The 26996-nt window shown below is 69.6% G+C and carries 19 protein-coding genes; 12 read left to right on the top strand and 7 right to left on the bottom strand.

Annotation, left to right across the window (positions count from 1 at the left end; all coding sequences use genetic code 11):
* Positions 1–17: 17 nt before the first annotated feature.
* The gene (locus NF557_RS02540) at positions 18–1577 is read left to right on the top strand and encodes a long-chain-fatty-acid--CoA ligase (RefSeq protein ID WP_252621530.1); all 1560 of its coding nucleotides are present in this window, start codon (positions 18–20) and stop codon (positions 1575–1577) included.
* An 85-nt stretch (positions 1578–1662) separates the two neighbouring features.
* Here NF557_RS02540 and NF557_RS02545 read toward each other — a convergent pair whose 3' ends face one another.
* Together NF557_RS02545 and NF557_RS02550 are read right to left on the bottom strand one after the other, a co-directional pair.
* Complete coding sequence (locus tag NF557_RS02545) at positions 1663–2658, bottom strand: inorganic phosphate transporter (RefSeq protein WP_269762045.1); 996 nt, start codon at positions 2656–2658, stop codon at positions 1663–1665.
* Between the two features lie 4 nt (positions 2659–2662).
* A complete protein-coding gene (locus NF557_RS02550) occupies positions 2663–3283 on the bottom strand; it encodes a DUF47 domain-containing protein (RefSeq protein ID WP_252621531.1) in 621 nt (206 codons plus the stop codon).
* 173 nt (positions 3284–3456) lie between these two features.
* Here NF557_RS02550 and NF557_RS02555 point away from each other — a divergent pair, with 173 nt between their 5' ends.
* Positions 3457–5904, top strand: a complete 2448-nt coding sequence (locus NF557_RS02555) for a phosphoketolase family protein (protein WP_252621532.1) — start codon at positions 3457–3459, stop codon at positions 5902–5904.
* A 425-nt stretch (positions 5905–6329) separates the two neighbouring features.
* On the opposite strand, the gene metH is transcribed toward NF557_RS02555, so the two are convergent.
* On the bottom strand, positions 6330–9971 hold the full coding sequence (metH, locus tag NF557_RS02560; RefSeq protein WP_252621533.1) for a methionine synthase: 3642 nt from the start codon (positions 9969–9971) through the stop codon (positions 6330–6332).
* 154 nt (positions 9972–10125) lie between these two features.
* Between metH and treY the strand changes: the two genes are divergently transcribed.
* From treY to pstB, 10 genes are all read left to right on the top strand, one after another.
* Entirely contained in the window at positions 10126–12522 is a 2397-nt protein-coding gene (gene treY / locus NF557_RS02565; RefSeq protein WP_252621534.1) for a malto-oligosyltrehalose synthase, read from the top strand.
* A gap of 56 nt (positions 12523–12578) precedes the next feature.
* The gene (locus tag NF557_RS02570; RefSeq protein WP_252621535.1) at positions 12579–13037 is read left to right on the top strand and encodes a hemerythrin domain-containing protein; all 459 of its coding nucleotides are present in this window, start codon (positions 12579–12581) and stop codon (positions 13035–13037) included.
* 41 nt (positions 13038–13078) lie between these two features.
* On the top strand, positions 13079–14842 hold the full coding sequence (gene treZ / locus NF557_RS02575; protein WP_252621536.1) for a malto-oligosyltrehalose trehalohydrolase: 1764 nt from the start codon (positions 13079–13081) through the stop codon (positions 14840–14842).
* Positions 14839–15519, top strand: coding sequence for a hypothetical protein (locus NF557_RS02580; RefSeq protein ID WP_252621537.1), 681 nt, complete (start codon positions 14839–14841; stop codon positions 15517–15519). Before treZ ends, NF557_RS02580 begins: the two co-directional genes overlap by 4 nt.
* A gap of 338 nt (positions 15520–15857) precedes the next feature.
* Positions 15858–16463, top strand: coding sequence for a DUF47 domain-containing protein (locus NF557_RS02585; RefSeq protein WP_252621538.1), 606 nt, complete (start codon positions 15858–15860; stop codon positions 16461–16463).
* Positions 16464–16466: 3 nt separating this feature from the next.
* Positions 16467–17459 carry an inorganic phosphate transporter gene (locus NF557_RS02590; protein ID WP_252621539.1) on the top strand — a complete coding sequence of 331 codons (993 nt, stop codon included), beginning with the start codon at positions 16467–16469 and terminating at the stop codon, positions 17457–17459.
* Between the two features lie 200 nt (positions 17460–17659).
* A complete protein-coding gene (gene pstS / locus NF557_RS02595) occupies positions 17660–18829 on the top strand; it encodes a phosphate ABC transporter substrate-binding protein PstS (protein ID WP_252621540.1) in 1170 nt (389 codons plus the stop codon).
* Between the two features lie 109 nt (positions 18830–18938).
* Positions 18939–19871, top strand: coding sequence for a phosphate ABC transporter permease subunit PstC (gene pstC / locus NF557_RS02600; RefSeq protein WP_252621541.1), 933 nt, complete (start codon positions 18939–18941; stop codon positions 19869–19871).
* The gene (gene pstA / locus NF557_RS02605) at positions 19871–21016 is read left to right on the top strand and encodes a phosphate ABC transporter permease PstA (protein WP_252621542.1); all 1146 of its coding nucleotides are present in this window, start codon (positions 19871–19873) and stop codon (positions 21014–21016) included. The genes pstC and pstA overlap by 1 nt, the downstream gene beginning before the upstream one ends.
* A 29-nt stretch (positions 21017–21045) precedes the next feature.
* Positions 21046–21825 carry a phosphate ABC transporter ATP-binding protein PstB gene (pstB, locus tag NF557_RS02610; protein WP_252621543.1) on the top strand — a complete coding sequence of 260 codons (780 nt, stop codon included), beginning with the start codon at positions 21046–21048 and terminating at the stop codon, positions 21823–21825.
* A gap of 203 nt (positions 21826–22028) precedes the next feature.
* Here pstB and NF557_RS02615 read toward each other — a convergent pair whose 3' ends face one another.
* Genes NF557_RS02615 through NF557_RS02630 form a run of 4 tightly spaced genes read right to left on the bottom strand, consistent with a single transcriptional unit; the run spans position 22029 to position 26981 of the window.
* The gene (locus tag NF557_RS02615) at positions 22029–22988 is read right to left on the bottom strand and encodes an NUDIX hydrolase (RefSeq protein ID WP_252621544.1); all 960 of its coding nucleotides are present in this window, start codon (positions 22986–22988) and stop codon (positions 22029–22031) included.
* Between the two features lie 19 nt (positions 22989–23007).
* On the bottom strand, positions 23008–25233 hold the full coding sequence (locus NF557_RS02620) for an RNA degradosome polyphosphate kinase (RefSeq protein WP_252621545.1): 2226 nt from the start codon (positions 25231–25233) through the stop codon (positions 23008–23010).
* Between the two features lie 54 nt (positions 25234–25287).
* Positions 25288–26232, bottom strand: a complete 945-nt coding sequence (gene mshD / locus NF557_RS02625) for a mycothiol synthase (RefSeq protein WP_256855778.1) — start codon at positions 26230–26232, stop codon at positions 25288–25290.
* A 17-nt stretch (positions 26233–26249) separates the two neighbouring features.
* Positions 26250–26981 carry a winged helix-turn-helix transcriptional regulator gene (locus NF557_RS02630; RefSeq protein WP_252621547.1) on the bottom strand — a complete coding sequence of 244 codons (732 nt, stop codon included), beginning with the start codon at positions 26979–26981 and terminating at the stop codon, positions 26250–26252.
* Positions 26982–26996 lie beyond the last annotated feature (15 nt).

The following is a 26996-nucleotide window of genomic DNA, read 5'->3' on the forward strand; positions in this document are numbered from 1 at the left end:
GAGTAAGTTCTTGCGTCATGCCGAACCTCTCTGCGCTGCTCGAGGACTCCGCCGCCACCTATCCGACCCGTGATGCGCTGGTGATGGGGGACAGCCGTCTCAGGTATGCCCAGGTCAACGGGGCCGCCAACCAGGTCGCAAACCTGCTCGCCGAGCGCGGGGTCGGCCCCGGCGACAAGGTCGCGCTGACCTGCCCGAACCTGCCCTACTTCACGATCGTCTATTTCGGGATCCTCAAGACCGGTGCGACTGTGGTGCCGCTCAACGTGCTGCTGAAGGCGCGCGAGGTCGCCTATCACCTGGACGACTCCGACGCCGTGGCCTACTTCTGTTTCGAGGGCACGCCCGAGCTGCCGATGGCCCAGGAGGGTGCGGCGGCGTTCGAGCAGACCCCGGGCTGTGAGCACTTCATCGTGATCACCGGCGACCCGACGGCCGACTCACCGATCGAGGGGACGACCACTCTCGGGGCGGCCATGGCCGGGCAGGCGCCGACCTTCGAGACGCACGACGTCGCTGACGACGACACGGCCGTCATCCTCTACACCTCCGGCACGACGGGCCAGCCCAAGGGCGCCGAGCTCACGCACGCCAACATGATCTCTAACGCGGTCGTGGGCCGTGACCTCTTCGAGGGGAGCGCGGAGCGGCCGGACACCTACCTGTCCGTGCTCCCGCTGTTCCACTCCTTCGGGCAGACCGTCATCCAGAACGGCGCGTTCGCCCTCGGCGGGACCGTGGTGATGCTGCCGCGCTTTGAGGCCAAGGCTGCGTTGGGTCTCTTCCTCAAGGAGGAGATCACCTTCTTTGCGGGCGTCCCGACGATGTACTGGGCCCTGCTGGGGGCTCTTGACGAGTCGGTCGACGTCGCCAGCATCGCCGCGCACCTGCGGGTCGCCGCCTCGGGTGGCTCGGCCCTGCCGGGCGAGGTGCACAAGGGATTCAGGCAGCGCTTCGGGGTGACGATCCTGGAGGGTTATGGCCTGTCCGAGACCTCGCCGGTCGCCTCCTTCTCGGTCTTCGGGGAGGAGCCCCGAGTCGGGTCGATCGGTGTGCCGATCCCGCAGGTGGAGATGAAACTGATCGAGTCCGACTGGTCGGACGTGGACCGCTCGAGCGATCCCGACACGGTGGGTGAGATCGCAATCAAGGGGCCCAACATCATGAAGGGCTACTACGACCGGCCAGACGCCACCGCCGAGGCGATCCGCGACGGCTGGTTCCGCAGTGGGGACCTGGGGCGTCAGGACGAGGACGGCTACTTCTACATCGTGGACCGGGCCAAGGACATGATCATCCGCGGCGGCTTCAACGTCTATCCGCGGGAGATCGAGGAGGTGTTGATGACGCACCCGGCCGTCTCGCTGGCGGCCGTGATCGGCGTGCCGCACGAGGCCCACGGTGAGGAGATCAAGGCTTATGTGATCCCTGAGCCCGGCACCGAGGTCACGGCGGAGGAGCTGGTCGCCTGGAGCAGGGAGCAGTTCGCCGCCTACAAGTATCCGCGCCAGGTCGAGATCATCGGCAACCTGCCGATGACCGCGACCGGCAAGATCCTCAAGCGCGAGCTGGGCTGACGGCGCTGGATCGCACGGTGGATCGGGACCTGCGAAACCACTATCAAAATGCGGGTGCGACCGACGAAACCGCTATCAAAATGGGTTAGATGAAGGCCGCGAGGATCCAGTAGGTGACCGCGGCGACCAGGCCGGCGCCGGGGAAGGTCAGGATCCAGGCGCCGACGATGTTGCCGGCCACGCCCCACCGCACGGCGGAGAGGCGGCGGGTCGCGCCCACGCCCATGATGGCCGAGGTGATCGTGTGGGTCGTCGAGATCGGTGCGTGGAAGACCAGGCCCGCGATGTAGAGCACGGAGGCCGCCACGCTCTCGGCGGCGAAGCCCTGAGGTGGGTCGAGGTCGATGATCCTGCGGCCGAGGGTGCGCATGATCCGCCAGCCACCGGCATACGTCCCGGCAGAGATGACCAGTGCTGAGCTGACCGTCACCCACAGCGGGATGCTGTCGCCCTCGTGATAGCCGCCCACGACCAGCGCCAGGACCACGATGCCCATCGTCTTGGCGGCGTCCTGCAGGCCGTGGCCCAGGGCCATCGCGGCGGCTGACACAGTCTGGGCGTGCCGGAAGTTGCGCGAGAGCTTGCCCGGGTGCCCGTTGCGGAAGATCCACAGGATCGCGGTCATGGCGAGGAAACCCAGGAGCATGCCGACCACGGGGGAGACCAACATCGGGATGACGATCTTGAAGAGGATGCCGTCCCACAGCACCGAGGTGCCGGCCGCCAGCGAGCCACCGGCCATGCCACCGATCAGGGCGTGGGAGGAGGAGGAGGGCAGGCCGTACCACCAGGTCAGCATGTTCCAGCCGATCGCTCCGACCAGTGCTGCGGCGACGATCGCCAGTCCCGTCATGCCCTCGGGTGGGTCGATGATCCCCGAGCCCACCGTCTTGGCGACGCCGGTGCCGAGGAAGGCGCCGACCAGGTTGAAGAAGGCCGCCATGGCGAGCGCGACCCGAGGGGTGAGCGCGCGGGTCGACACCGAGGTGGCGATCGCGTTTGCTGCGTCATGGAACCCGTTGGTGTAGTTGAAGCCCATCGCCAGGATGACGACAAGGACAACGGGGAGCAGTCCCTCCACCGGCTCAGGACTCCTTGGCTGCGATGCTCTCGACCGTGTTGGCCACGGTCTCGAAGGAGTCGGCCGCGGCCTCGAGCTCGTCGAAGAGCTCCTTGAACTTGATGATGTCCACCGCGTCCCGGTCGCCGTCGAACAGCGCGGCGATCATCTGTCGGTAGTTGCGGTCAGCGTCGTTTTCCAGGCTGTTGACCGCGATCCAGAACTCGCGCAGGTTGTGCATCTTCTCGAGCCCGGGCATCGCTTCCAGGGTCAGGTCGGCCATCTGGGTCAGGACCCGGGCCTGCTCGGCCACCGCAGCGGGGAGCTCGCCCACCCGATAGAGCACCATGATCTCCACGCTGGCCTCGATGTGGTCCAGGCAGTCGTCCAGGCGCGCGGCCAGGCGATAGATGTCGTCGCGGTCGAACGGCGTGATGAACGAGCTGTTCACCGCCGACAGGATCGCGTGCGTGGCCTCGTCCCCCTGGTGTTCGAGCTCCTTGAGCCGCCGGGCCGCGCTCTCCCACTCACCGGGCGGTCCCTCCACGGTCGCCTGCAACAGGTGGGCCGCGTCTCTGATGTGGGTGGCCAGGGTGGCGAACTGGCCATAAAAGCTCGTGTTCTGGGGAGTCAGCTTGAAGCGCACGGCCCTGATGCTACGCGACACCGCGCGGTTGCCTGTCCGTCGCTCATCGTTCACCCGAGGTTCAGGATCGCTCGCTGCGCGGCATACGCCTCAGGCGATCCTTCGGGGTAGCGCACCGGGAGGTAGTCCTGCCAGGCTGGCGGTGATCCGTCCTCGAGCAGGGAGTCATCACGATGAGTGCCGCAGCCAAGTCCGCCGACCAACCCCTGAGCGCCCAGGATCTGACGTCGATCGATGCGTGGTGGCGCGCCTCGAACTACCTCGCGGTGGGGCAGATCTATCTGATGGACAACGCGTTGCTGCGTCGGCCGCTGGCTGCAGAGGACGTCAAGCCGCGCCTCCTCGGCCACTGGGGGACCTCCCCGGGGCAGAACTTCCTCTACGCCCATCTCAACCACCAGATCATCAACCGCGACCTGGACATGATCTATCTGTCCGGACCTGGGCACGGGGGCCCGTCGCTGGTGGCCGCCGGCTGGCTCGAGGGCACCTACTCACAGGTGTATTCGCACGTCGGGACGGACGAACGCGGACTGAACGTGCTGTTCCGGCAGTTCTCCTTCCCCGGAGGGATCCCCAGCCACGTGGCGCCGGAGACCCCGGGCTCGATCCATGAGGGCGGCGAGCTCGGCTACGTCCTGTCGCATGCCTATGGTGCTGCGTTCGACAACCCTGACCTCGTCGTCGCGGCGGTCATCGGTGACGGCGAGGCCGAGACCGGGCCACTGGCCACCGCCTGGCACAGCAACAAGTTTCTGAATCCCCGGCTCGATGGCACTGTGCTGCCGATCCTGCACCTCAACGGTTACAAGATCGCCAACCCCACTGTCCTGGACCGGATCCCGCGTCAGGAGCTCGAGGCGCTGATGGTCGGCTACGGTCACCGGCCCTACTTCTTCGAAGCGGGCTTCGACGACGAGGAGCCGGCCCAGTTCCACCAGCGTTTCGCCGCGCTCCTGTCGGAGGTGCTCGATGAGATCGCGAGGATCAGGACCGAGGCGACTGACGGCATACTCACCGGTCGTCCGCGGTGGCCGATGATCGTCTTCCGGACGCCGAAGGGCTGGACCGGCCCCGAGGAGGTCGACGGGTTGCCGGTCGAGGGCACGTGGCGCAGCCATCAGGTGCCGATGGCGGCGGTGCGCGGCAACGAGGACTACACGCGGCTGCTCGAGGAGTGGATGCGCAGCTATCGTCCCGAGGACCTCTTTGATGAGGACGGCCGCATCGTCGAGCAGATCGCCCGCAACAACCCTGTCGGCACCCGGCGGATGAGCGCGAACCCGCACGCCAACGGGGGCATGCTCACCCGGGACCTGGACCTGCCGGACTGGCAGGAGTATGCCGTGGACGTCCCCTCCCCCGGTGGCGCGAACGCGGAAGCCACCCGGGTGCTGGGGACGTGGGTGGCGGACGTGATCGAGCGCAACCGCGAGACGTTCCGCGTGTTCGGGCCGGACGAGACGCACTCCAACCGGCTCGGTGCCGCCGTCGAGACGGGCGGCAAGACCTGGGTGGCCGAGGTGGTCGACACGGATGTGGACCTCTCGCCCACGGGTCGCGTCATGGAGGTGCTGTCCGAGCACCAGTGCCAGGGGTGGCTGGAGGGCTATCTGCTCACCGGGCGGCACGGACTCCTCAACAGCTATGAGGCGTTCGTGCACATCGTCGACTCGATGTTCAACCAGCACGCCAAGTGGCTCGACGCGACCCGCGACATTCCGTGGCGGGTGCCGGTCCCGTCGCTGAACTACCTGTTGTCCTCGCACGTGTGGCGCCAGGACCACAACGGCTTCTCGCACCAGGACCCCGGCTTCCTGGACGTCGTGATGAACAAGACGGCAGACGTGATCAGGATCTATCTGCCGCCGGACGCCAACACCCTGCTGTCGACCTATGACCACTGCCTGCGGAGCAAGAACTATGTCAACGTGGTCGTCTCCGGCAAGCAGCCGGGTCCGCAGTGGCTCTCGGCGCAGGACGCCGCCCTGCACTGTGCCAGGGGCATCGGGATCTGGGACTGGGCCGGGTCCGAGGTGGCGGGGGAGAAGCCCGATGTGGTGCTGGGGTGTGCCGGTGACGTGCCGACGGTGGAGGCCATCGCGGCTGCGAGGTTGCTGGCCGAGCACCTGCCCGAGCTGCGGGTGCGCGTCATCAACGTCGTGGACCTGATGCGGCTCCAGGACGAGCGTGAGCACCCGCACGGGCTGAGCCACCGGGACTTCGACTCGTTCTTCACCACCGACCGTCCGGTGATCTTCGCCTTCCACGGCTATCCGTCGCTGGTGCACCGGCTGACCTACCGGCGGACCAACCACAGCAACATCCACGTGCGTGGCTTCAAGGAGCAGGGCACCACCACCACGCCGTTCGACATGTTGATGATGAATGACCTGGACCGCTATCGGCTGGTCGCCGATGTCATCGACCGGGTGCCCGGTCTCGCGGAGCGCGCGGCCGGCCTGCGTCAGGCGATGCTCGACATGCGGGTGAGGGCGCGCAACTACACGCGCGAGCACGGCGAGGACCTCCCCGAGGTGGCGCAGTGGGTGTTCAACGACGAGGACAACACGCAGGGTTCGGGGGCGCCCGGCGCCGACACGGGCGGTGACAACGACTGAGGGTGCTCACCAGAGCATGACCTCGGTCGTGTCAGGAGTGCCCCGCGCAAGTCGTGCGTCCCGGGCTCCTCGATCCCGAGTGCCGTGACGTCGTCCTCGATGCCCCCTCGACCTCAAGCTTGCCGACCAGCGTCTTGATAGCGATCTCTGCGGCACACAGGGCCAAGAGGTGTGAGCAGCTGACCGTGCAACTTGGAGCAGATCCGGTGTCTTAGAGCCGGTTGTAGCAGGCTCTAAGACACGGCAGCGGCTCTCAGACGCGCGTGCGCAGGTGGCGTGGCGCGGGCACGGGCTGAGTGGGTCCGAACCTTGCCACAAGTGCGTGTGGCGCGGGCACGGGCTGAGTGGGTCCGAACCTTGCCACAACTGCGTGTGGCGCGGTCCGAACCTTGCCACAAGCGCGTGTGGCGCGGTCCGAACCTCCCTCAAGTCTGGTAGCCCAGGTTAGGTGCCAGCCAGCGCTCGGCCTCCTCAAGGGTCCAGCCCTTGCGGGCGGCGTAGTCCTCGACCTGGTCGCGGGCGACCTTGCCGACGGCGAAGTAGACCGACTCGGGGTGGCCGAGGTAGAGGCCGGAGACCGCTGAGGTCGGCGTCATCGCGCAGTGCTCGGTCAGCTCCAGACCGATCTCCGCAGCACCGAGCAACCGGAAGAGCGTGCGCTTCTCGGTGTGGTCGGGCTGGGCGGGATAGCCAGGTGCCGGCCGGATGCCGTCGTAGTGCTCCCGGACCAGGTCGGCGACCTCGAGCCGCTCGTCGGGCGCGTAGCCCCACAGCTCGGTGCGCACCGTGCGGTGCACCCACTCGGCGCAGGCCTCGGCCAGTCGGTCGGACAGCGCCTGCGCCAGGATCGCGGAGTAGTCGTCCAGCTCCTCCTTGAACGCCATCGCCAGCTCGTGGGCGCCGTGGATCCCGACGGCGAAGCCGCCCAGGTGGTCGCCCTCAGGGGCGACGAAGTCGGCGAGGGCGGCATAGCGGTTGCTCCGCTGCTTCTGCTGACGCAGGGTGTGGAAGACCGTGGTGCTCCCGTCGGCCTCGGTGATCTCGATGTCGTCCTGACCCAGGCGGCGCGCCGGCCACAGCGCGACCACGCCCTGGGGCTTCAACAGCTCATCGTCGATGATCGTCCGCAGCAGGGCCTGCCCGTCCGCGAACAGCTCGCGCGCCTGCTGCCCCTGACGTGGGTCGTCCAGCAGCTTGGGATAGGTGCCGCGCAGCTCCCAGGCGCTGAAGAACGGGGTCCAGTCGATGACCTCGGCCAGCTCCTCCAGGCTCGGCTCGAGCAGGTGCCGCCCCAGCTGGAGCGGGGCCGACTGCCCCGGGGAGGAGACGGCCCGGGTGTCGGACCGGGCCGTGGCCAGGTCGACCAGCGTCACCTGCTTGGCGCCGTGCCGCTCGCGCAGCTCGGAGAACTGCTTCGCGACCCGCTCGGCCAGCTCGTCCTCCCGGTTGATGGCGTCCCCTGCGACCCCGACGGCCCGGCTGGCGTCGATGACATAGGCGACGGTGCCCGAGTAGGCCGGGTCGATCTTGACCGCCGTGTGGGCGGCGCTCGTCGTGGCCCCACCGATCAGCAGCGGCGTGGTCAACCCGCGCCGGCTCATCTCCGTGGCCACCCCGACCATCTCGTCCAGGCTCGGCGTGATCAGCCCGCTGACCCCGACCAGGTCCGCGCCCCACTCAGCGGCGGTGTCCAGCAACGTCTCGGCCGGCACCATGACGCCGAGGTCACGCACGTCATAACCGTTGCAGGACAGCACGACCCCGACGATGTTCTTGCCGATGTCATGCACGTCCCCCTTGACCGTCGCCAGCAGGATCCTGCCCTTGGTGTGGCCACCCGTCTGCGCCGACGCGGCCTCCAGATAGGGCGTCAGATGTGCCACCGCGCGCTTCATCACCCGGGCTGACTTCACCACCTGTGGCAGGAACATCTGACCGCTGCCGAACAGGTCACCGACGACGTCCATGCCGTCCATCAGCGGACCCTCGATGACCGACAGGGCCGAGCCCAGCTGCTGATAGGCCTCCTCGGCGTCCTCGACGGCGTAGTCCGAGATCCCGTGCACCAGGCCGTGCCGCAGGCGCTCCGCGACCGGAGCCTCACGCCAGGCGAGCTTGGCCGCGGGGCTGCTCGACCCCGTGGACTCGCCGCGATAGCGCTCGGCCAGCTCGAGCAGCCGGTCGGCCGCGTCCGGGCGGCGGGCCAGGATGACGTCCTCGACGGCCTCGCGCAGCTCCGGCTCGATCTCTTCATAGATGCCGAGCATGCCCGCGTTGACGATGCCCATGTCCAGGCCGGCGTCGATGGCGTGGAACAGGAAGACCGCGTGCATCGCCTCGCGCACCACGTTGTTGCCGCGGAAACTGAACGAGACGTTGCTGATGCCGCCGCTGACCAGCGCCCCGGGCAGATTGGCCTTGATCCAGCGCGTCGCCTCGATGAAGTCGCGGGCATAGAGGTCGTGCTCGCTCATGCCGGTGGCGACCGTGAGCACGTTGGGGTCGAAGATGATGTCGTGCGGCGCGAAGCCGGCCTGCTCGGTCAGCAGCCGGTAGGCGCGGCTGCACACCTCCTGGCGCCGCCGCAGGCTGTCGGCCTGGCCGGTCTCGTCGAAGGCCATCACCACGACAGCCGCGCCATAACGCCGCACGATCGCCGCCCGGCGCAGGAACTCCTCCTCGCCGTCCTTGAGCGAGATGCTGTTGACGACCCCGCGCCCCTGCAGGCACTGCAGTCCGGCCTCCAGCACCTCCCAGCGTGAGGAGTCGATCATCACCGGGATCCGGGAGATGTCCGGCTCTCCCGCAAGGAGATTCAGGAAGTGCGTCATGGCGGCGACACCGTCGAGCATGCCCTCGTCGAGGTTGACGTCGACCAGCTGCGCGCCGGCCTCCACCTGTTGCCGGGCGATCTGCACTCCGGCGTCCCAGTCGCCCTCTGCGACAGCCTTCTTGAAGCGGGGGGAGCCGGTGATGTTGGTCCGCTCGCCGACATTGACGAAGTTGATCTCCGGGGTGACCGTGAAGGGTTCGAGACCGGACAGACGCAGGTATGCCGCGGGCTGGGCGGGGCGACGGGGGCGCACGCCCTGCACCGCGGCAGCGATCGCCTCGATGTGCGCAGGGGTTGTGCCGCAGCACCCGCCGACGATGTTGACCATCCCCTCGCGGGCGTAGTCCGCGAGCACCTGCGCCATCTGCCCGGGCGTCTCGTCGTAGCCACCGAAGGCGTTGGGCAGCCCGGCGTTGGGGTGGACCGAGACCAGCCGGGGGCTGGAGCCGGCGACGTCTCGCAGGTGCGGGCGGAGCGCGGCCGGCCCGAGCGCGCAGTTCAGCCCGACCGAGACCAGGTCGAGGTGCTCGGTCTCCAGGTCGGTGGAGATGACGAAGGCCTCGGGGGTCTGCCCCGACAGGGTGCGGCCCGAGGCGTCGGTGATCGTGCCGGAGAGCATGACCGGGACCGCGCGCCCCAGCTCGCGACCCACCGTGTCGGCGGCGCGCAGCGCAGCCTTGGCGTTGAGGGTGTCAAAGACTGTCTCGATCAGCAGCAGGTCGGCCCCGCCCTCGAGGAGCGCCCGGGCCTGCTCGGCATACGCCTCGTGCAGCTGGGCATAGGTGACCGCACGGAACTCGGGCGCCTCGACGTCGGGGGACAGGGATGCCGTGCGGTTCGTGGGCCCCATCGCCCCGGCGACCCAACGGGGTCGACCGTCATGCGCGGTGGCCTCATCGGCCGCCTCGCGTGCCAGCCGGGCAGCGGCGCGGTTGAGCTGGCTCACCAGCGCCTCGGTGCCGTAGTCCGCCTGCGCGATCGACGTCGCGGTGAAGGTGTTGGTGGTCGTGATGTCGGCGCCGACCGCAAAGTACTGGCGGTGCACGTCCAGGACGACGTCCGGACGGGTCAGCGACAGCAGGTCGAAGTTGCCCTTGTAGCTGCGCGCGTCGTCCGCCCCGTCGAAGCGGAAGTCGTCCTCGGTGAGCTCGAGCTGCTGGAACATCGAGCCCCAGGCCCCATCGAGGACCAGGATGCGCTCGCGCGCGGTGGTGCGCAGGTCTGCGCTGCTCATCTGTCACCTCTCGTGCCACGGCTGTGGACTTGCCGACCGGAGTCGGGCCTGGGGGACGGCACAGTCGAGGATAGTGGAGTCGGCCCGGTGCACTTCTGCGCCCCTCGGCAGCGTCATGAGGGAGGTGAAGAACGCGACTGACAGACTGGGTGGGGTGCACCCTCACGACGTCACCTCGACCTATCGGCTGCAGCTGCATGCCGACTTCACCTTTGAGCACGCCCGGGCGGTGGTGCCCTATCTGCGCGACCTGGGCGTCTCTCACGTCTATCTCTCGCCGGTGCTCACCGCCGTGCCCGGGTCCGAGCACGGCTATGACGTGCTCGACCACACGCAGATCAACCCGGAGCTGGGCGGCCGGGACGGGCTCGAGCAGCTGGCTGCCGACTGCCACCAAGCCGGGCTGGGGGTCGTGGTCGACGTCGTGCCCAACCACATGGCGCTCACCGCGCCCGAGTGGGCCAGCAGCCCGGTCTGGCAGGTGCTGCACGACGGGCCCCGCTCCGCCCGCGCCCACTGGTTCGACGTGGACTGGGAGGCCCTCGACGGACGGATCGGCCTGCCGGTGCTGGGCGCGTCCCTGGCCGACGTGCTGGCGGCCGGCGAGCTGACCCTCGACACCGGCCGACCCGGCGAGGGACCTGCTGAGGGGCAGCCGGTGGTCCGCTACTACGAGCACGTGTTCCCGGTGGCGGAGGGGACAGCAGGCGGTGACGTCGCCGAGGTGCTGGCGCGGCAGCACTACCTGCTCGCGGACTGGCGCGAGGCCGAGGCCACGCTGAACTACCGCCGCTTCTTTGAGGTCGACTCGCTGATCGGCGTGCGCGTCGAGGAGGTCGACGTCTTTGAGGACACGCACCGGCTCCTGCTCGACCTCAACCACGCCGGGGTCATCGACGCGTTCCGGATCGACCACCCCGACGGACTGGCTGACCCGCAGGACTATCTGCGGCGGCTGAGCCACGGGGCGGCACCTGGCACCCCTGTCTGGGTGGAGAAGATCCTGGAGGGCGACGAGCGCCTGCCGGAGACCTGGGAGTGCTCTGGCACCACGGGGTATGACGCGAACGCAGCCCTGCAGAGCGCCCTCACCCTGAGCGCAACGGCCGGGACGGTCGATGGCGCGTGGCGCCAGGTCGGTGGCAACCCGTCGCTGGCGGAGGTGGTCACGGCGGCCAAGCGCGAGGCGGTCGACCTGCTGCTCACCCCGGAGACGGCACGGCTGCTGCGGCTGGCGCTGCGGGTCCTGCCCGACCGGGAGCCGGACGCCCTGAGCGAGGCGCTGCGCGACCTGCTCGTGGAGGTCGACGTCTATCGCGCCTATGTCCGGCCGGGTCACGACACCGACCCGGCCTCCGCGGGTCGACTCGAGGACGCGATCGGGCGGGCAGCCCGGACCTCGGCGCACCCGCACACCGTGCGCGCCGTCGGTGCAGTGCTGCTGGCGCCCGACGCCTCCCACGACCCCGTGACCGCGCGCGACCTGGCGGTCCGCTTCCAGCAGGTCACCGGCCCGGTGATGGCCAAAGGCATCGAGGACACCGCCTTCTATCGCTGGCACCGGCTGGTCGCTCTCAACGAGGTTGGCGCGGACCCGGCCGCCGACGCCGGGACGGGCCCGCTCCTGGCGTGGGCGCAGCACCAGGTCGAGCACTGGCCCCTGGGCATGACGACCCTGTCGACCCACGACACCAAGCGCAGCGAGGACGTGCGGGCGCGGCTGCTGGCGGTCGCCGCGGATGCTGGCGCCTGGCAGGCCTGCACGGACACGTTCGCCACCGCCGCCGAACAGCACGGCGTGGACGGGCCGACCGCCCACCTCATCTGGCAGACGGTCGTCGGCGCGGGTGGTGCCGACGCCAGCGGGCGGGAGCTGGACGAGGCCCGGCTCAGCACCTATCTGACCAAGGCGCTGCGCGAGGCCAAGCAACACACCACCTGGATCGCCGTGGACGAGGCCTACGAGTCGCACGTCGCCGACCTGGCGAGCGCCGCGCTCGCCGAGGGCCCGTTGCGCGAGGTGACCGACGCTGCACTCGCCGCCAACCTGGGTCGGGTGCGTGCCGTCATACTCGCCCAGAAGCTGTTGCAGCTCACGCTGCCGGGCGTGCCGGACACCTATCAGGGGTGCGAGCTGGTCGACCTGTCCCTGGTCGACCCCGACAACCGCAGGCCGGTCGACTTCGCGGACCGCGCGGCACGGCTGGCCAGGCTCGATGCCGACGCGCCGCCGCAGGACCTCTCTGACGAAAAGCTCCTGGTCACTGCCTCGGCGCTGCGACTGCGCCAGGAGCGCCCGGCCAGTTTCGCCGGCGGCCTCACCGCGCTGCCGGTGGGGGAGCAGCTGCTGGCCTATCTGCGCGGCGACGATGTGCTGGTCCTCGCGGTGCGCCAGCCCGACGCGCACGGCGCTGCCCCGGAGGCCGCGCTGGACCTGCCCGTCGGCACCTGGACCGACCGTCTCACCGGCGCGCAGCACGAGGGTTCGGTCAGCACGGTTGACCTGCTCACCCGCCTGCCCGTCGCGCTGCTCGTGCGGGCCAGCGGCTGAGTGTGGCGCCCGAGGCTCCCTCGCGGGACCATGGTGGGAGACACCAGGAGGCGGCCATGGCCGGAGCAGATGACTTCGCGGCATATCTGAAGCAGGTGCGCGCCCACCGTGCCGAGCTGCGCGATGCGGTCCGCCGGGTCGACGACGCGCTCGAGGCACCGATCGCCCGGGGAGGCGCCTGGCGCACCAGCGTCGCGGTCGCCCTCAGCGAGCTGTCCCGCGACTTCGAGGACCACATCCACCTGACGGAGCGCCCGGGGGGTCTGTATGACAGCGCCACCGCGACCAACCCGCGCCTGGCGGCCCGCGCCGAGCAGCTCGTCGGCGAGCATGTGGGGCTGAGGGCGGCGATCAAGGCCTGCGTCGTGTCCTATGCGGAGGCTCCGGACGACGCGGACCTGGCCGACCTGCGCGAGAGCGCGACGACCCTGGTCGGTGAGCTCGTGCGCCACCGACAGCGCGGTGGAGACCTGGTCTATGAGGCCTACGCCGTCGACATCGGTGGTGAGGGCTGATTCTGGCATCATCGGCGCCGGAGCCGATCGAGGAGGAGCCGATGACGTATGCCGTGTGGGCACCCGACGCGGAGACGGTGCACGTGGCCGTCGGTGCGGACGGGGCGACCCGACGCCAGATGGTCCCCGCCGAGCGATCCGGGTGGTGGACGGCGCCGGTCGAAGAGGGCGACGACGGGCGTTACGCCTTCGTGCTGGACGGCGGCGACCCCAGGCCCGACCCGCGATCCCTGTCCCAGCCCGAGGGGGTCCATGCGGCGTCCGCCCTCGTGGACCTCGCGGCATACCAGTGGGGTGACGGGCAGTGGAGCGGCACGGCTCTGGACGGAGCCGTGCTCTATGAGCTGCACATCGGCACCTTCACTCCAGAGGGCACGCTCGCCGCGGCGACCGCGCACCTGGACCACCTGGTCGACCTCGGCGTGACGATGGTCTCGCTGATGCCGGTGGCAGCCTTCCCCGGGCGCCACGGCTGGGGCTATGACGGGGTCGCGCTCTATGCGGTGCATGAGCCGTATGGTGGGGCGCGGGCGCTGCAGGAGTTTGTCGACGCCGCTCACCAGCGCGGCCTCGGCGTCTGCCTCGACGTCGTCTACAACCACCTGGGCCCCAGCGGCAACTACCTCTCGCAGTTCGGGCCCTACTTCACCGACCGGCACCACACGCCCTGGGGCGACGCGGTCAACCTGGACGGGCCGGGCAGTGACGAGGTGCGGTCCTTTGTCCTGGACAACGCCCGGCTGTGGTTCGAGCAGTTCCACCTGGACGCGCTGCGCCTGGACGCCGTGCACGCGCTGCACGACGAGCGGGCCGAGCACATCCTGGAGGCGCTGGCGAGCCTCGCGGACGGGGTCGCCGAGCGCACGGGTCGACCGCGCACCCTGATCGCCGAGTCTGACCGCAACGACCCGGCCACGGTCAGCCCGCGACGGCCCGGGGGCGCTGGCGGGCTCGGGCTGGCCGGGCAGTGGGCCGACGACATCCACCACGCCCTGCATGTGGCGCTGACGGGGGAGACGGCCGGCTACTACGCCGACTTCGCCGAGCCGGGGGCGTTGACCAAGGTGTTGACCTCGACCCCGTTCTTCCACGACGGCACGTTCTCCACCTTCCGGGAGCGCGCGCACGGCCGGCCGGTCGACCTGGTCACCACGCCACCGTGGCGGTTCGTGGCCTCGCTCCAGACGCACGACCAGATCGGCAACCGGGCCGCGGGAGACCGACTGTGCCACAACGTGACTCCAGGACAGGCCGCGATCGGTGCGGCCCTGCTGCTGACGGCCCCCTACACCCCGATGCTCTTCATGGGGGAGGAGTGGGGCGCCAGCACAACGTGGCAGTTCTTCACCGACCACTCCGAGCCCGAGCTGGTCGAGTCGATCCGCACCGGCCGGGCCCGGGAGTTCGCCGCGCACGGGTGGGCCGCGGCCGTGCCCGACCCGCAGGACGAGGGCACCGTGACGGCGTCGCGGCTGGACTGGTCCGAGCTCGAGACACCGCCGCACGCCTCGCTCCTGGAGTGGCACCGCACGCTCCTGCGCCTGCGTCGCGAGCTGCCCGACCTGCGCGCCGCGGCGCTGGACGAAGCCCGTCTGACCCGCGACGGGGACGTGCTGGAGCTCACCCGTGGCGCGGTCCGCGTCCTGGCCAACCTGGGGGAGCAGGCGCGGACCGTGACGGTGCCGGCCGAGCCGGGCGCACGGCATACGACCGAGGCGTATGGCGGGGCCCGGCTGGACGGGGACAGCGCCACCCTGCCGGGGCACTCGGTGATCGTGCTGGGTCCGCGTACGGTGGAACGGTGAGGTTCCACAAGCCGATCCCGGTCCCCCCGGAGTCGATCGAGAGCGTCGCGGGTCCCGACCAGCTGGAGCTGGCCGAGATGGCCCACCGCAGTGCTGCCGCGCTGGTGGACCGGGGGCGCAGCAACGAGGACCCGGAGGTGCGGGCCAAGCTGATCGACCTGCCGCAGACCGTCGGCCTGACCACGCTGGCCGAGGTGTGGTCGGCCCGTCCAGCGCGCACACTGCCCGGCGCCCTGTGGCGGCTCTATGTGCTGCGCGAGTGGGTGCAGCGCTCGCCCGAGCTGGTCGCCGACGCGTTCAGTGCCGGCGCGGCGCACGCCGACGTCTATCGCGTCATCTCCGGTGTCGTCGAACCGCCCCGGCCGGAGGACCTGCACGAGCTGACCCATCAGATCCTGCACGGCGTCTTCGAGGGCGACCTGGACGTCGCGCTGGAGCGGGCGGCGGCCTTCTGTCACGTCACCGCGACGGGTCTGGCGGTGCAGCACGGGGAGGGGCCCCCCAGCGGGCCTGGCGCCGACAACCCCCCGGAGGTGCCCGCGGGCGGAGAGCAGGAGGAGGCCGATCCAGCTGGCGCCGAGCGCTCCGAAGCGCTGCGGCGTGCGGCGCGGCTGCAGGACACGGCCGCCGACCTGCAGGCCTGTGCCCGGCTCTGGCTGCGCGGCGAGTTGCACTGAGACCTCAGCCGGGCTGTGCGGGCGTGTCAACTCCCTGGTCGTCCACAGGTGGGAAGAGATCTGACGCATGAGCGGTTAACCTGGTCGTGTGCCGGGCCGCGGCAGCCCCGGGCTCCAACATTCGCCGCTACGAGCGGCCACACGCCGAGAGGCGCTCCCGGTCCGGCACACCTACTTCTTCTGAGCCACACGTTCTGAGCCACACGGCCGGTGGCCCGCGCCCCTCCCGCCTGCCGTCATCCAGGATTCGCCTTCGCGCCACCCGTGCGTAACATTCAGTCTGCGACGGGTTGTCGTCGCACCGGCCCACCCAAGCGAGCAGACCAGTGCGCATCCGGATGACTCCTCGAACGGCATCGTTCGCGACCGCCTTCGCCGGACTTGCGGACCAGGTGCGGCTGGGGGCCCTCGCGGTGCAGGACTCGCTCGGCCCGGCCAGCCACACGCGGCGCACCGACCTGGACCGCCTTCAGCAGATCGAGCGGGAGGGCCAGCGGGCCCGCGACCAGATCGTCGAGCTGGCCCGTGACTCGTTCGTGACCCCTTTCGACCGGGGTGACATCCACCTCTTGGCTGTGCGGCTGACCGAGTGCCTCTCGCACATGGAGCAGGCGGTGGACGCCGGCGTCCGGCACCGCATCGACGAGTTCCCAGAGGGCACCGCCGCCCTTGTGGACGCCCTCGTGCGGATGGCCGAGCTGACCGCGCGAGCGCTGCCCACGCTCTATAGCCCCGACGGGGCAGCCGACTACCCGGGGGAGATCCGCCGGATCGCCTCCCGTGCCGAGCCCATCCGGCGCGACCTGGCGACGCAGAACCTCGCCGGCTCCGACCCGCTCGGGGCGATGCGCACCGCCGCGGCGCTCGACGGTCTGGCGCTGACACTGCGCTCCTTCGAGCAGGTCGCCACCGTCGTCGAGGGCATCGTCGTCAAGGAGTCCTGAGCGGTGGACTGGCTCCCCGTCGGCGTGGTCATTGCGCTCGCCCTCATCTTTGCCTTCACCAATGGCTTCCATGACGCGTCCAACTCCGTCGCGACCGCGATCGCGACGCGGGCCCTGAGCCCGCGCATCGCGGTGGCCATGGCGGCCGTCCTCAACCTGGCCGGGGCGTTCCTCGGGGAGGGGATTGCTCGGGTCATTGGGGAGAGCATCATCAGGCCGCCGGATGGCCGCGAAGGTCTGGTCATCCTCGGCTCGGCGCTGGTCGGTGCCATTGCCTGGAACCTGCTGACCTGGTGGCGGGGGATGCCGTCGTCGTCCTCCCACGCGCTGATCGGGGGCCTGGCCGGCGCCTCGCTCGCCGCGGGAGCCACGGTCCTGTGGGGCGGCATCTGGTGGGACGTCGCCCTCCCCATGCTGATCTCGCCGCTCGCAGGGCTCGTGGTCGCCTATCTGGTGATGCGCCTGCTGATCAGCCGTCTCGGTCACCTGTCCCGCCGTCGGGCCGACCGGGACCTGCGCTATGCCCAGGTCGCCTCCGCGGGGGCCATGGCACTGGGGCACGGGCTGCAGGATGCGGCCAAGACGATGGGAGTGGTCGTCCTCGCCCTGACCGTCAGCGGCCACAGCTCGGGCGACGACGTGCCCTGGGAGGTCATGCTGGGGGCCGCACTCGCCCTGGCTGCCGGGACGTATGCCGGGGGGTGGCGGATCATGCGGACTCTCGGACGGCGGATCATCACTCCGGCACCCGAACCGGCACAGGGCATGGTGGCAGAGGCCTCGTCGGCCGCGATCCTTTATCTAGCGGGTGCGCTGCACGCCCCGGTGTCCACCACCCACACGATCACGGCCTCGATCGTCGGCGCAGGGCTGATTGGCCGCCGGTCGGCCATCCGATGGGGCACGGTCGGTCGCATCCTGCGGGTCTGGCTCGTCACCTTCCCGGCCGCAGCAGCCGTCAGCGCGCTCCTCTGCTGGGTGGCGCTCAGCCTCTGACCCGTCCCGTGGTGAGGCACGGCACATCCGATAGTTGCAGATTCAGTCGCAGTTCACGCCGCGTTCACCCAGCGCCCCCGATCGGGTCACATCCCCTCCTTAACGTGCGGGAAGGTTGGCAACGTCGCCAGCGCGCCGGACTGCGAGAACTTCCGCAGATCACGGGCACCCTCCAACTTCAGCTTGAGAGAGGCAACATCTTGAAGCTTCACCGCTTTGGCCCCACCGTCGCGATCGCGATGGCGGCCTCCTTGGTCCTGACCGCGTGCGGCGACGACAACCCTGCTGCCGACAACGAGACCACCCCGGATAGCAACGCTGCCGAGGAGAGTGACACCGACACCGACACCGAGTCTGCGGACACAGACGCCGCCGCCGGGGGCGAGCTGTCCGGCACTCTGGCCGGCGCGGGTGCCTCGTCCCAGGACTCTGCCATGGCGGCCTGGGTCGCGGGCTACAACGCCGACGTCGAGCCGGGCGTGACCGTGAACTATGACGGCGTGGGCTCCGGTGCCGGTCGCGAGCAGTTCATCGCCGGCGCGGTGCAGTTCGCCGGCTCCGACGCTGCCCTCGACGACGAGGAGCGCGCGGCGGTCACCAGCGTGTGTGGCGACGGCGGCGCGATGAACCTGCCGGTCTACATCTCCCCGGTGGCCATCCCGTTCAACCTCGACGGTGTCACCGAGCTCAACCTGAGCCCGACCGTGCTGGCCCAGATCTTCGACCAGCAGATCACTAACTGGAACGACGAGGCCATCGCGGCCGACAACCCCGACGTCGAGCTGCCCGACCAGGCCATCACCGTCGTGAACCGCTCCGACGACTCCGGCACGACCGAGAACTTCATGGAGTACCTCTCGGCCGCGGCTCCCGACGCCTGGTCCTACGAGGCGGACAAGGCCTGGCCGGTCTCCGGTGGCGAGGCTGCCGCGCAGACCTCCGGCGTCATCCAGGTCGTCGGCGCCACCCCGGGCTCGATCGGCTACTCCGACGCCTCGGCGGTCGGCCAGCTGAGCACTGCAAAGGTCGGCGTGGGTGAGGAGTTCGTCGCGTTCTCTCCCGAGGCCGCTGCCAAGGTCGTGGACGCGTCCGAGCCGATCGACACCGGCGTCGAGGGCGACCTCGCGCTGGAGCTGGCGCGCGACACCACGGAGTCCGGTGCCTACCCCATCGTCCTGGTCTCCTACCACCTCGTGTGCAAGGACTACGCGGACGCTGCCCAGGCCGACCTGGTCAAGAGCTTCGTGGGTTACGTCATCTCCGAGGAGGGTCAGGCTGCCTCTGCCGACGCGGCCGGCTCCGCCCCGATCTCGGCCGACCTGCGCGCCATGGCTGAGGAGTCCCTGGCGTCGATCAACGCTGGCGAGTGATCTGATTCGACTAGGTCAAGCCACCGTTGCGACGGCTTCCGCCCAGGTGCGGTAGCCGTCGCAGCGGCGCGTCGAACGTGAGAACAACCCGTGACTGTTGAGGACTGAGATGAGCACAACGACCACCCGCGTCCCGCGCAAGGTCATCCGCCGACCCGGGGACCTGATCTTCGGCGGCGCCTCGGTGGGTTCTGCCCTGCTGATCCTGGTGATCCTGGCCGGTGTGGCGATCTTCCTGACCGTCGAGGCGATCCCCGCCTTCACCGCAGACCCCGCTGAGGTCACCGACGGAGAGGGCTTCCTCTCCTACGTGTGGCCGCTGGTGGCCGGCACGGTGATCGCCTCCGTCATCGCCATGGTCGTGGCAACCCCGATCGCGGTCGGCATCGCGTTGTTCATCTCGCACTACGCCGCCCGGCGGATCGGCAGCGTCCTCGGCTTCATCATCGACCTGCTCGCCGCAGTGCCCAGCGTGGTCTTCGGCATGTGGGGCATGCAGGTCTTCGCCGTGAAGCTGGCGCCGTTCTATCAGTGGCTCGAGGAGCACCTCGGTTTCATCCCGTTCTTCGCCAGCGGCTCCGCGACCGGGCGCACCCTGCTGACCGCCTCGCTCGTCCTGGCCGTGATGATCCTGCCGATCATCACCTCGGTCTCCCGCGAGGTCTTCCTGCAGACGCCGCGGCTGCATGAGGAGGCCGCCCTCGCTCTCGGCGCTACCCGCTGGGAGATGATCCGCACCGCGGTCCTCCCGTTCGGCATGCCAGGAGTCATCGGTGGGACGATGCTCGGCCTCGGTCGGGCGCTCGGTGAGACGATGGCCGTGGCGATCATCCTCTCGCCAGGGGTGTTCTCGTGGAACCTGATCGGGACCGGCAACAAGACGATCCCCTCCGAGATCGCCCTGAACTTCCCCGAGGCCGCGGGTCTGCGCCTGTCCGAGCTGATCGCCGCGGGCCTGGTCCTATTTGTGATCACCCTCGCGGTCAACCTGTTTGCGCGGTGGATCGTCGACCGCCGTTCCGAGTTCTCAGGAGCCAACTGATGAGCACCCAGACCGAGCGACCTGAGACCACATCGGCGACGAGTCACGAGCTGGACCAGCTCAGTGGTGTCGTGCCCTCGCCGGTCCGCCCCGCGTCACCGCGGCTGGCCTGGGTCGCGCTCACCGGGGGAGTCCTCGTGGGGCTGGCCCTGTGGCTGTTCCTCGACCTGCCCGTCGCCGTCGCTGCGGTCCTGGGCTACCTGGTCTATCTGGTCGCGGTCCACGTCACCTATCGCATTGTCGGTGGCGCCCGGGTCGCCACCGACCAGACGATGCGGGCCCTGGTCTACGGCGCGTTCGTGCTCGCGATCATCCCGCTGATCTCCCTGCTCTGGACGGTGGTCGAGAACGGAGCCCTGCGGGCGCTGCAGCCCGACTACCTCATGCAGTCGATGAACGGCGTGACGGGCGTGCACGACCGGGAGTATGCCGAGGGCAACGCTCCGATGATCGGTGGCGCCTACCACGCGGTCATCGGCACCCTCATCATCACCGGCATCGCCACGGTCATCTCCGTCCCGATCGGACTGTTCACCGCGATCTACCTGGTGGAGTACGGCGGCAAGAGCCGGCTCGCCAAGGTCATCAGGTTCCTGGTCGACGTGATGACCGGCATCCCCTCGATCGTGGCGGGGCTGTTTGCCTTCGCGCTGTTTGCCGTGCTCTTCGGCATCGGCACCAAGAACGGCATGGCCGGTGCGGTCGCGCTGTCGGTGCTGATGATCCCCACCGTCGTGCGCAACAGTGAGGAGATGCTGCGCATCGTTCCCCACGAGCTGCGCGAGGCGGCGCTGGCGCTCGGGGTGCCCAAGTGGCTGACCATCGCCAAGGTCGTGCTTCCCACGGCCGCGTCGGGACTGGCCTCCGGCATCACCCTGGCCATCGCCCGCGTCATCGGTGAGACCGCACCGCTGCTCGTGGCTGTCGGGTTCACCCGCGCGGTCAACGTGGACCCGACCGAGGGCCCGATGAGCAACCTGGCGCTGTTCGCCTACTACATGTTCACCCGTCCGTTGAACCCCGGCTACCGCGACCCCAGCCTCGAGCGGGCGTGGGCTGCTGCCGTCCTGCTGGTGGTCATCGTGATCGCCCTCAACCTCCTGGCCCGAGCCATCGCGAAGTTCTTCGCGCCGAAGACCCGCTGACACGCAGACCCGAAAGAGAAGCTATCCACATGTCCAAGCGCATCGACGTCAACGACCTCAACATCTTCTATGGCAACTTCCACGCCGTGAAGGATGTCAGCATGGTCATCGAACCCAAGACGGTGACCGCCTTCATCGGCCCGTCCGGCTGCGGCAAGTCGACCTTCCTGCGCACCCTGAACCGGATGCACGAGGTGATTCCCGGCGCCCGCGTCGAGGGTGAGGTCAGCATCGACGGCAAGAACCTCTATGCCCGCGGAGTCGACCCGGTCGACGTCCGCCGCGAGGTCGGGATGGTCTTCCAGCGCCCGAACCCGTTCCCGACCATGTCGATCCGGGACAACGTCCTGGCCGGGGTGAAGCTGAACAGCAAGCGGATGTCGAAGACGGCCGGTGACGAGCTCGCGGAGCGCTCACTGCGCGGTGCGAACCTCTGGAACGAGGTCAAGGACCGGCTCGACAAGCCCGGCTCGGGCCTGTCCGGTGGCCAGCAGCAGCGCCTGTGTATCGCCCGCGCGATCGCGGTCCAGCCGCAGGTCCTGCTCATGGATGAGCCGTGCTCGGCCCTCGACCCGATCTCGACGCTGGCGATCGAGGACCTGATCAACGACCTGAAGTCCGAGTTCACCGTGGTCATCGTCACGCACAACATGCAGCAGGCGGCCCGCGTCTCCGACCGCACCGGCTTCTTCAACATCGAGGCCACCGGCCAGCCGGGGCAGCTGGTCGAGTTCGACGACACGCAACAGATCTTCAACAACCCGGCACAGAAGGCCACGGAGGACTACATCTCCGGCCGCTTCGGCTGACCCCGCCACACCTGGGCACGCTTCCTCGGCTGACCCCGCCCCACACCTGGGCACGGTTCCTCGGCCGGGGGGCGGGATATACCTAGTGCACAGGCGCGACAACCGTGCCCAGGTTGGTCTGGCGACAACCGTGCCCAGGTTGGTATGGCGGCACGTGCCCGGGTCGGTATGGCGGCACGTGCGTGCCCCGGTCGGGTGCGGGGTCAGCTCGGGGGGCGGTGTCGTTCGAGGTGCAGGACGGTGGCCTTGGCTCCGGTGCCGGCCAGGTGCACGGCGAGGACCTCGCCCTTGTCCAGGTTGCTCTTGGCCAGGCGGCTCAGCATCGATGACTCCCGACCCTTCGGCGTGTGCCGGGCCAGGGCCGTCAGGATCTCGGGCAGCACCGGACCGTGGGTGCAGAGCGCTGTCCCCTCACCGCGCCCAAGCACCTTGGCCAGTCGAGCGGCCAGTTTGGTCGGTCCCTCGGCATAACCCTCCTCGGACAGCCCTCGACGGTCCACCAGCTTCCGGCCGCTGGCAGCGGCATAGGGAGCCAGGGTGTCGGCGCACCGCACGGACGGTGAGGTCACCAGGTGCGCGGGGTCATAGGCGTCGAACAGCTCGACCAGGCGATCAGCGCGACGCTGGCCGACCGGTGTCAGCGGACGCTGCGGGTCGGCACCCTTCCAGGCCTTGCGGCCGACCGCGTGGGCGTGCCGGACCACGAGGAGCGTCCAGGTGTCGAGCTGGTCGGCGGCATGGGCGTCGACCGCCGCGTCGAGCTGCTCGCGGTCGCGGCGATAGGTGAGCCGAGACCGCGCCTTCGCCGCCGGCAACCACTCGACCTGGTCGATCTCGTGCTCGAGGTCGCCGGACCCACCCGTGACGGTCCCGGCCCAGTAGCGCACCTGCTTGAGCTGCGGGCGGCCATCGCGCTCGCCCAGGCCATACCAGGACGTCGGCAACGGCAGCCCGAGACGCACGCGCAGCCCCGTCTCCTCCAGTGTCTCCCGGGCCGCCGCCACGGCCCACTCCTCGCCCCGCTCGAGCTTGCCCTTGGGCCAGGACCAGTCGTCATACCTGGGCCGGTGGACGACGGCGAACTGGAGCTTGCCGCCGCGGATCCGCCAGGGAAGCATCCCGGAGGCGCGCACGAGCAGCGCAGGTTCGGTCTGGGTCGCCACAGTCAGCTGCTCCGCGCCGTCAGCGGCGTCGGCCCGGCCGGCGGCGCGCGCCGTAGGACGCGATGAACTCGGACTGCAGGTCGGCCAACGGCTCACCCTCGGCATCCAGGTGGTGGCGCAGCCACTGGCCCTCCGCATCCAGGTGCCAGCTCGCGATCTTGTCAGACATGCCGCGGTCGATCAGGTTGACCATGGCCTTGACCTGGTCCCGGTCCGCGATCGGCACCAGCGCCTCGACGCGGCGGTCCAGGTTGCGGTGCATCATGTCGGCCGAGCCGAGATAGACGGTGGCGTTCTTGCCGTTGCCGAACGCAAAGATGCGGGAGTGCTCCAGGAAGCGACCCAGGATGGATCGCACCCGCATGGTCTCGGACAGCCCGGGGACCCCTGGACGGAGGGCACAGATGCCGCGGACGAGCACATCGACCGACGCGCCCGCCATGGACGCCCGATAGAGCGCGTCACAGACCGCCTCGTCGACGATCGAGTTGACCTTGATCCGGATCGCGCCCGCCGAACCCTTGTCAGCCTCGGCCTTGATGAGCTCGAGCAGGCCGGAGCGCACCGACCGCGGCGCGACCAGCAACCGCTTGAACTTGCTCTTGGGGGCCATCCCGGACAGCTGGTTGAACAGTCGCGTCAGGTCCTCCCCGATGGCCTCGTCGCAGGTGAGCAGCCCCAGGTCCTCATAGAGCCGCGCGGTCTTGGGGTTGTAGTTGCCGGTCCCGACGTGGCAGTAGCGGCGCAGCCCACCGGCCTCCTGGCGGACGACGAGGCAGAGCTTGGCGTGGGTCTTGAGCCCGACCATGCCATAGACGACGTGCACGCCGGCGTGCTCCAGCTTGCGGGCCCACGAGATGTTGTTCTCCTCGTCGAAGCGGGCCTTGATCTCGACCACCGCCAGCACCTGCTTGCCGGAGGCCGCCGCATCGATCAGGGCGTCGATGATGGGGCTGTCGCCGCTGGTGCGATAGAGGGTCTGCTTGATCGCCAGCACCTGGGGGTCGTTGGCCGCCTGCCCGATAAAGGCCTGCACCGAGGTGGAGAACGAGTCATAGGGGTGGTGCAGCAGGACGTCCTCGGAGCGCACCGCCGCGAGAATGTCCGCGGCGGCGGAGCGCTCCACCGGCGCCAGCGCCGGATGCGTCGTGGGCAGGAAGGTCGGATAGCTGAGCTCGGTGCGGTCCAGGTCGGCCACGATGTTGAGCGCGGTCAGGTCCAGGGGGGACGGCAGTCGGTAGACCTCGGCGGGGTGCACCCGCAGCTCACGGGTGAGCAGGTCCAGGACGTGGTCGTCCATCTCCTGCTCGACCTCCAGCCGGACGGGGGGCCCGAACCGACGGCGGGTCAGCTCCTTCTCCAGCGCGGTCAGCAGGTTCTCCGCATCGTCCTCCTCGACCTCGAGGTCCTCGTTGCGGGTGACCCGGAAGGTGAAGGTCTCGTGGACCTCCATGCCTGGGAAGAGGACGTCGAGGTGCGCGGCGATGACCTCCTCGAGCAGCACGAGACGAGTGGTGTAGAGACCGTCCTCGCTGGGCAGCTCGATGAAGCGCGGCAGCAGGGGCGGCACCTTGACGCGCGCGAAGTGCTCGCGGCCGGTCTGCGGGCTGATCAGGATGACGGCCAGGTTGAGCGAGAGTCCGCTGATGTAGGGGAAGGGGTGCGCCGGGTCGACCGCCAGCGGGGTCAGGACCGGATAGACCGTGCTGCGGAACATCTCGCCCAGCGTCGACTGCTCCTTGTCGGTGAGCTCCTCCCAGCGCACCAGCGTGATGCCCTCCCCGTCGAGGGCTGGGCCCACGACGTCGCGGAACAGGGCTGCGTGACGCTCCATGAGCCGGTGGGCGCCGAGCGAGATCTCGTCGAGCACCTCGCGAGGCTCCAGACCGGAGGCCGATCGGGTGGCGATCCCGGTGGCGATGCGCCGTTTGAGGCCCGCGACCCGGACCATGAAGAACTCGTCCAGGTTGCTGGCAAAGATGGCCAGGAACCTGGTCCGCTCCAGCAGTGGCACGGCGGGGTCAGCGGCCAGCTGCAGCACCCGCTCGTTGAACTGCAGCCACGAGATCTCGCGGTCCAGGAACCGGTCGCTCGGCAGCGCCTCGGCCGGGTCATAGACCGCGCTCGTGGCACCCGCCCGGATGAACCTGCCGTTCGCCGCCCGCGAGCGGCCCCGGATCGTCGGCAGTGGGACGACCGAGGCGGACTCGACGATGTCCGGCGTGGGCGCAGGGTGCAGCGACATGGCACCAGTCTGCCACTAGGAGTCCGGGCGGCACACCGCTTCCCGCAGGGTCCCTCAGGTCCGGGACGGCCCCTCGGCATACATCACATCGATGGCGGAGCGCTCGAACCCGAGCCGGTGGTAGGTCGCGATGGCGGGCGTGTTGTCACCGTCCACATAGAGCGTGGCACTGCCCAGGCCACGGTTGCGCAGGTGGTGCAGACCGACCAGGGTGACGGCCTTGCCCAGGCCACGTCCCTGGTATGCCGGGTCGACCCCGACGACGTAGACCTCGCCTGCGGTGGGGACGCTGTGACCCGGCTCCGCCGGCTCGACCTTGGTCCAGTGGAAGGCCGCCAGGTCGTCGCCGTGCTCGATCAGGAGGAAGCCGTGCGGGTCGAACCACGGCTCGCTCGTGCGCTCCTGCAGGTCGGCGAGGGTCATCCGCCCCTGCTCAGGGTGGTCGGCGAAGGCGCGGGCGTTGACCGCGAGCCAGGACTCCTCGTCCCGGCCGAGCTCGAAGGAGCGCATGGTGAAGCCCTCCGGCAGTGTCACGTCCGGCAGCTCGGACCACTCGCCCCGCAGCGGCCGGGTCATCTGCCACAGGTCGCGCACCGCTGTCAGGCCCAGGCTGCCGAACAGGGCCTTCGCCGCCGGGAGGTCCCCGTGCGCCCAGAACCTGGTGTCCGGCCACCGCTCCAGCACGGTGGTGGCCAGCGTGCGCCCGTGACCCGCGTGCCGGTGCTCAGGGTCGACCACGATCTCGGCCGACGGCGGCTCGGTCCGTTCGACGTGGGCATAGGCGATGACTCCGGGGCGGGGAGCGTCCGGGTCCTGCTCGATGACCAGGTGGGTGGTCGCGCTCTCATCGGCAGGGGCCCCCGGCAGGCGCCGCACGTCGATCACGGTCTGCTCGGACAGCGGTCGCACGCCGTCGTGGGTCGTGGCCCGCACGGCCAGCGCCAGGACGTCGGCAGACATGGCCGGCTCCAGGTTTGTGTCAGTCGCGGTCGGCTGCATCCCGCTATTTCACCATGTCACCGGAGCTGCCCGGCCGGGACGTCACCGAAGTCGTCCGGTCGGGACGGTCCCGCGAAGCGGTAGCCGACGTTGCGGATGGTGCTGATCAGCGACTCCCGCTCGGGCCCGAGCTTGGCGCGGAGCCGGCGGATGTGGACATCGACCGTCCTGGTGCCGCCGTAGTAGTCGGTGCCCCACACCTCGTGCAGCAGCCGGTCCCTGGTCAGCACCCTGCCCGGGTTGCTGACCAGGAACTTGAGCAGCTCGAACTCCTTGAAGGTCAGGTCGAGCGGTGATCCACCGGCCCGGACCGTCCAGCTCGCCTCGTCGACCACGACGTCCGCGACCCGGATCGGGGTGGCGTCGCCGGTCTCTGTCGAGGGTGCGCCGGCGACTCTCGTGCTCATCGAGCGTCGCAGGCGCGCCGCGACCTCGGCCGGACCCGACGTGGACAGCAGGAAGTCGGTGATCGGCCACTGGTCGTCGAGAGCCGCCAGGCCGCCCTCGGTGAAGACCGCGACGACGGGAGCCTCGAGCTGCATGGCCGCCAGCGTGCGGGCCAGGGTGCGGGCCTGCCCGAGAGCCGTGGTGGCATCGACGAGGACGAGGTGGGGCAGAGGGCTGCTGAGCAGGGGTGAGGGGTCCAACCCCAGCACATGGACCCGGTGCGGCAGCAGCTCCAGCGCGGGCAGCACGAGCAGTGGCGCGTCCGGGGCGCCACCAGGGGTGAGCAGTGCCAACTCGGCCACCGGGCAAGGATAGTC

This window comes from Ornithinimicrobium cryptoxanthini (assembly GCF_023923205.1).
GTDB classification, from domain to species: domain Bacteria; phylum Actinomycetota; class Actinomycetes; order Actinomycetales; family Dermatophilaceae; genus Ornithinicoccus; species Ornithinicoccus cryptoxanthini.

Coding starts and splice junctions, on each gene's coding strand:
- NF557_RS02540 (WP_252621530.1), top strand. CDS start 18: ATGCCGAACCTCTCTGCGCTGCTCGAGGACTCCGCCGCCACCTATCCG.
- NF557_RS02555 (WP_252621532.1), top strand. CDS start 3,457: ATGAGTGCCGCAGCCAAGTCCGCCGACCAACCCCTGAGCGCCCAGGAT.
- metH (WP_252621533.1), bottom strand. CDS start 9,971: ATGAGCAGCGCAGACCTGCGCACCACCGCGCGCGAGCGCATCCTGGTC.
- NF557_RS02570 (WP_252621535.1), top strand. CDS start 12,579: ATGGCCGGAGCAGATGACTTCGCGGCATATCTGAAGCAGGTGCGCGCC.
- treZ (WP_252621536.1), top strand. CDS start 13,079: ATGACGTATGCCGTGTGGGCACCCGACGCGGAGACGGTGCACGTGGCC.
- NF557_RS02585 (WP_252621538.1), top strand. CDS start 15,858: ATGACTCCTCGAACGGCATCGTTCGCGACCGCCTTCGCCGGACTTGCG.
- pstC (WP_252621541.1), top strand. CDS start 18,939: ATGAGCACAACGACCACCCGCGTCCCGCGCAAGGTCATCCGCCGACCC.
- pstA (WP_252621542.1), top strand. CDS start 19,871: ATGAGCACCCAGACCGAGCGACCTGAGACCACATCGGCGACGAGTCAC.
- pstB (WP_252621543.1), top strand. CDS start 21,046: ATGTCCAAGCGCATCGACGTCAACGACCTCAACATCTTCTATGGCAAC.
- NF557_RS02620 (WP_252621545.1), bottom strand. CDS start 25,233: ATGTCGCTGCACCCTGCGCCCACGCCGGACATCGTCGAGTCCGCCTCG.
- mshD (WP_256855778.1), bottom strand. CDS start 26,232: ATGCAGCCGACCGCGACTGACACAAACCTGGAGCCGGCCATGTCTGCC.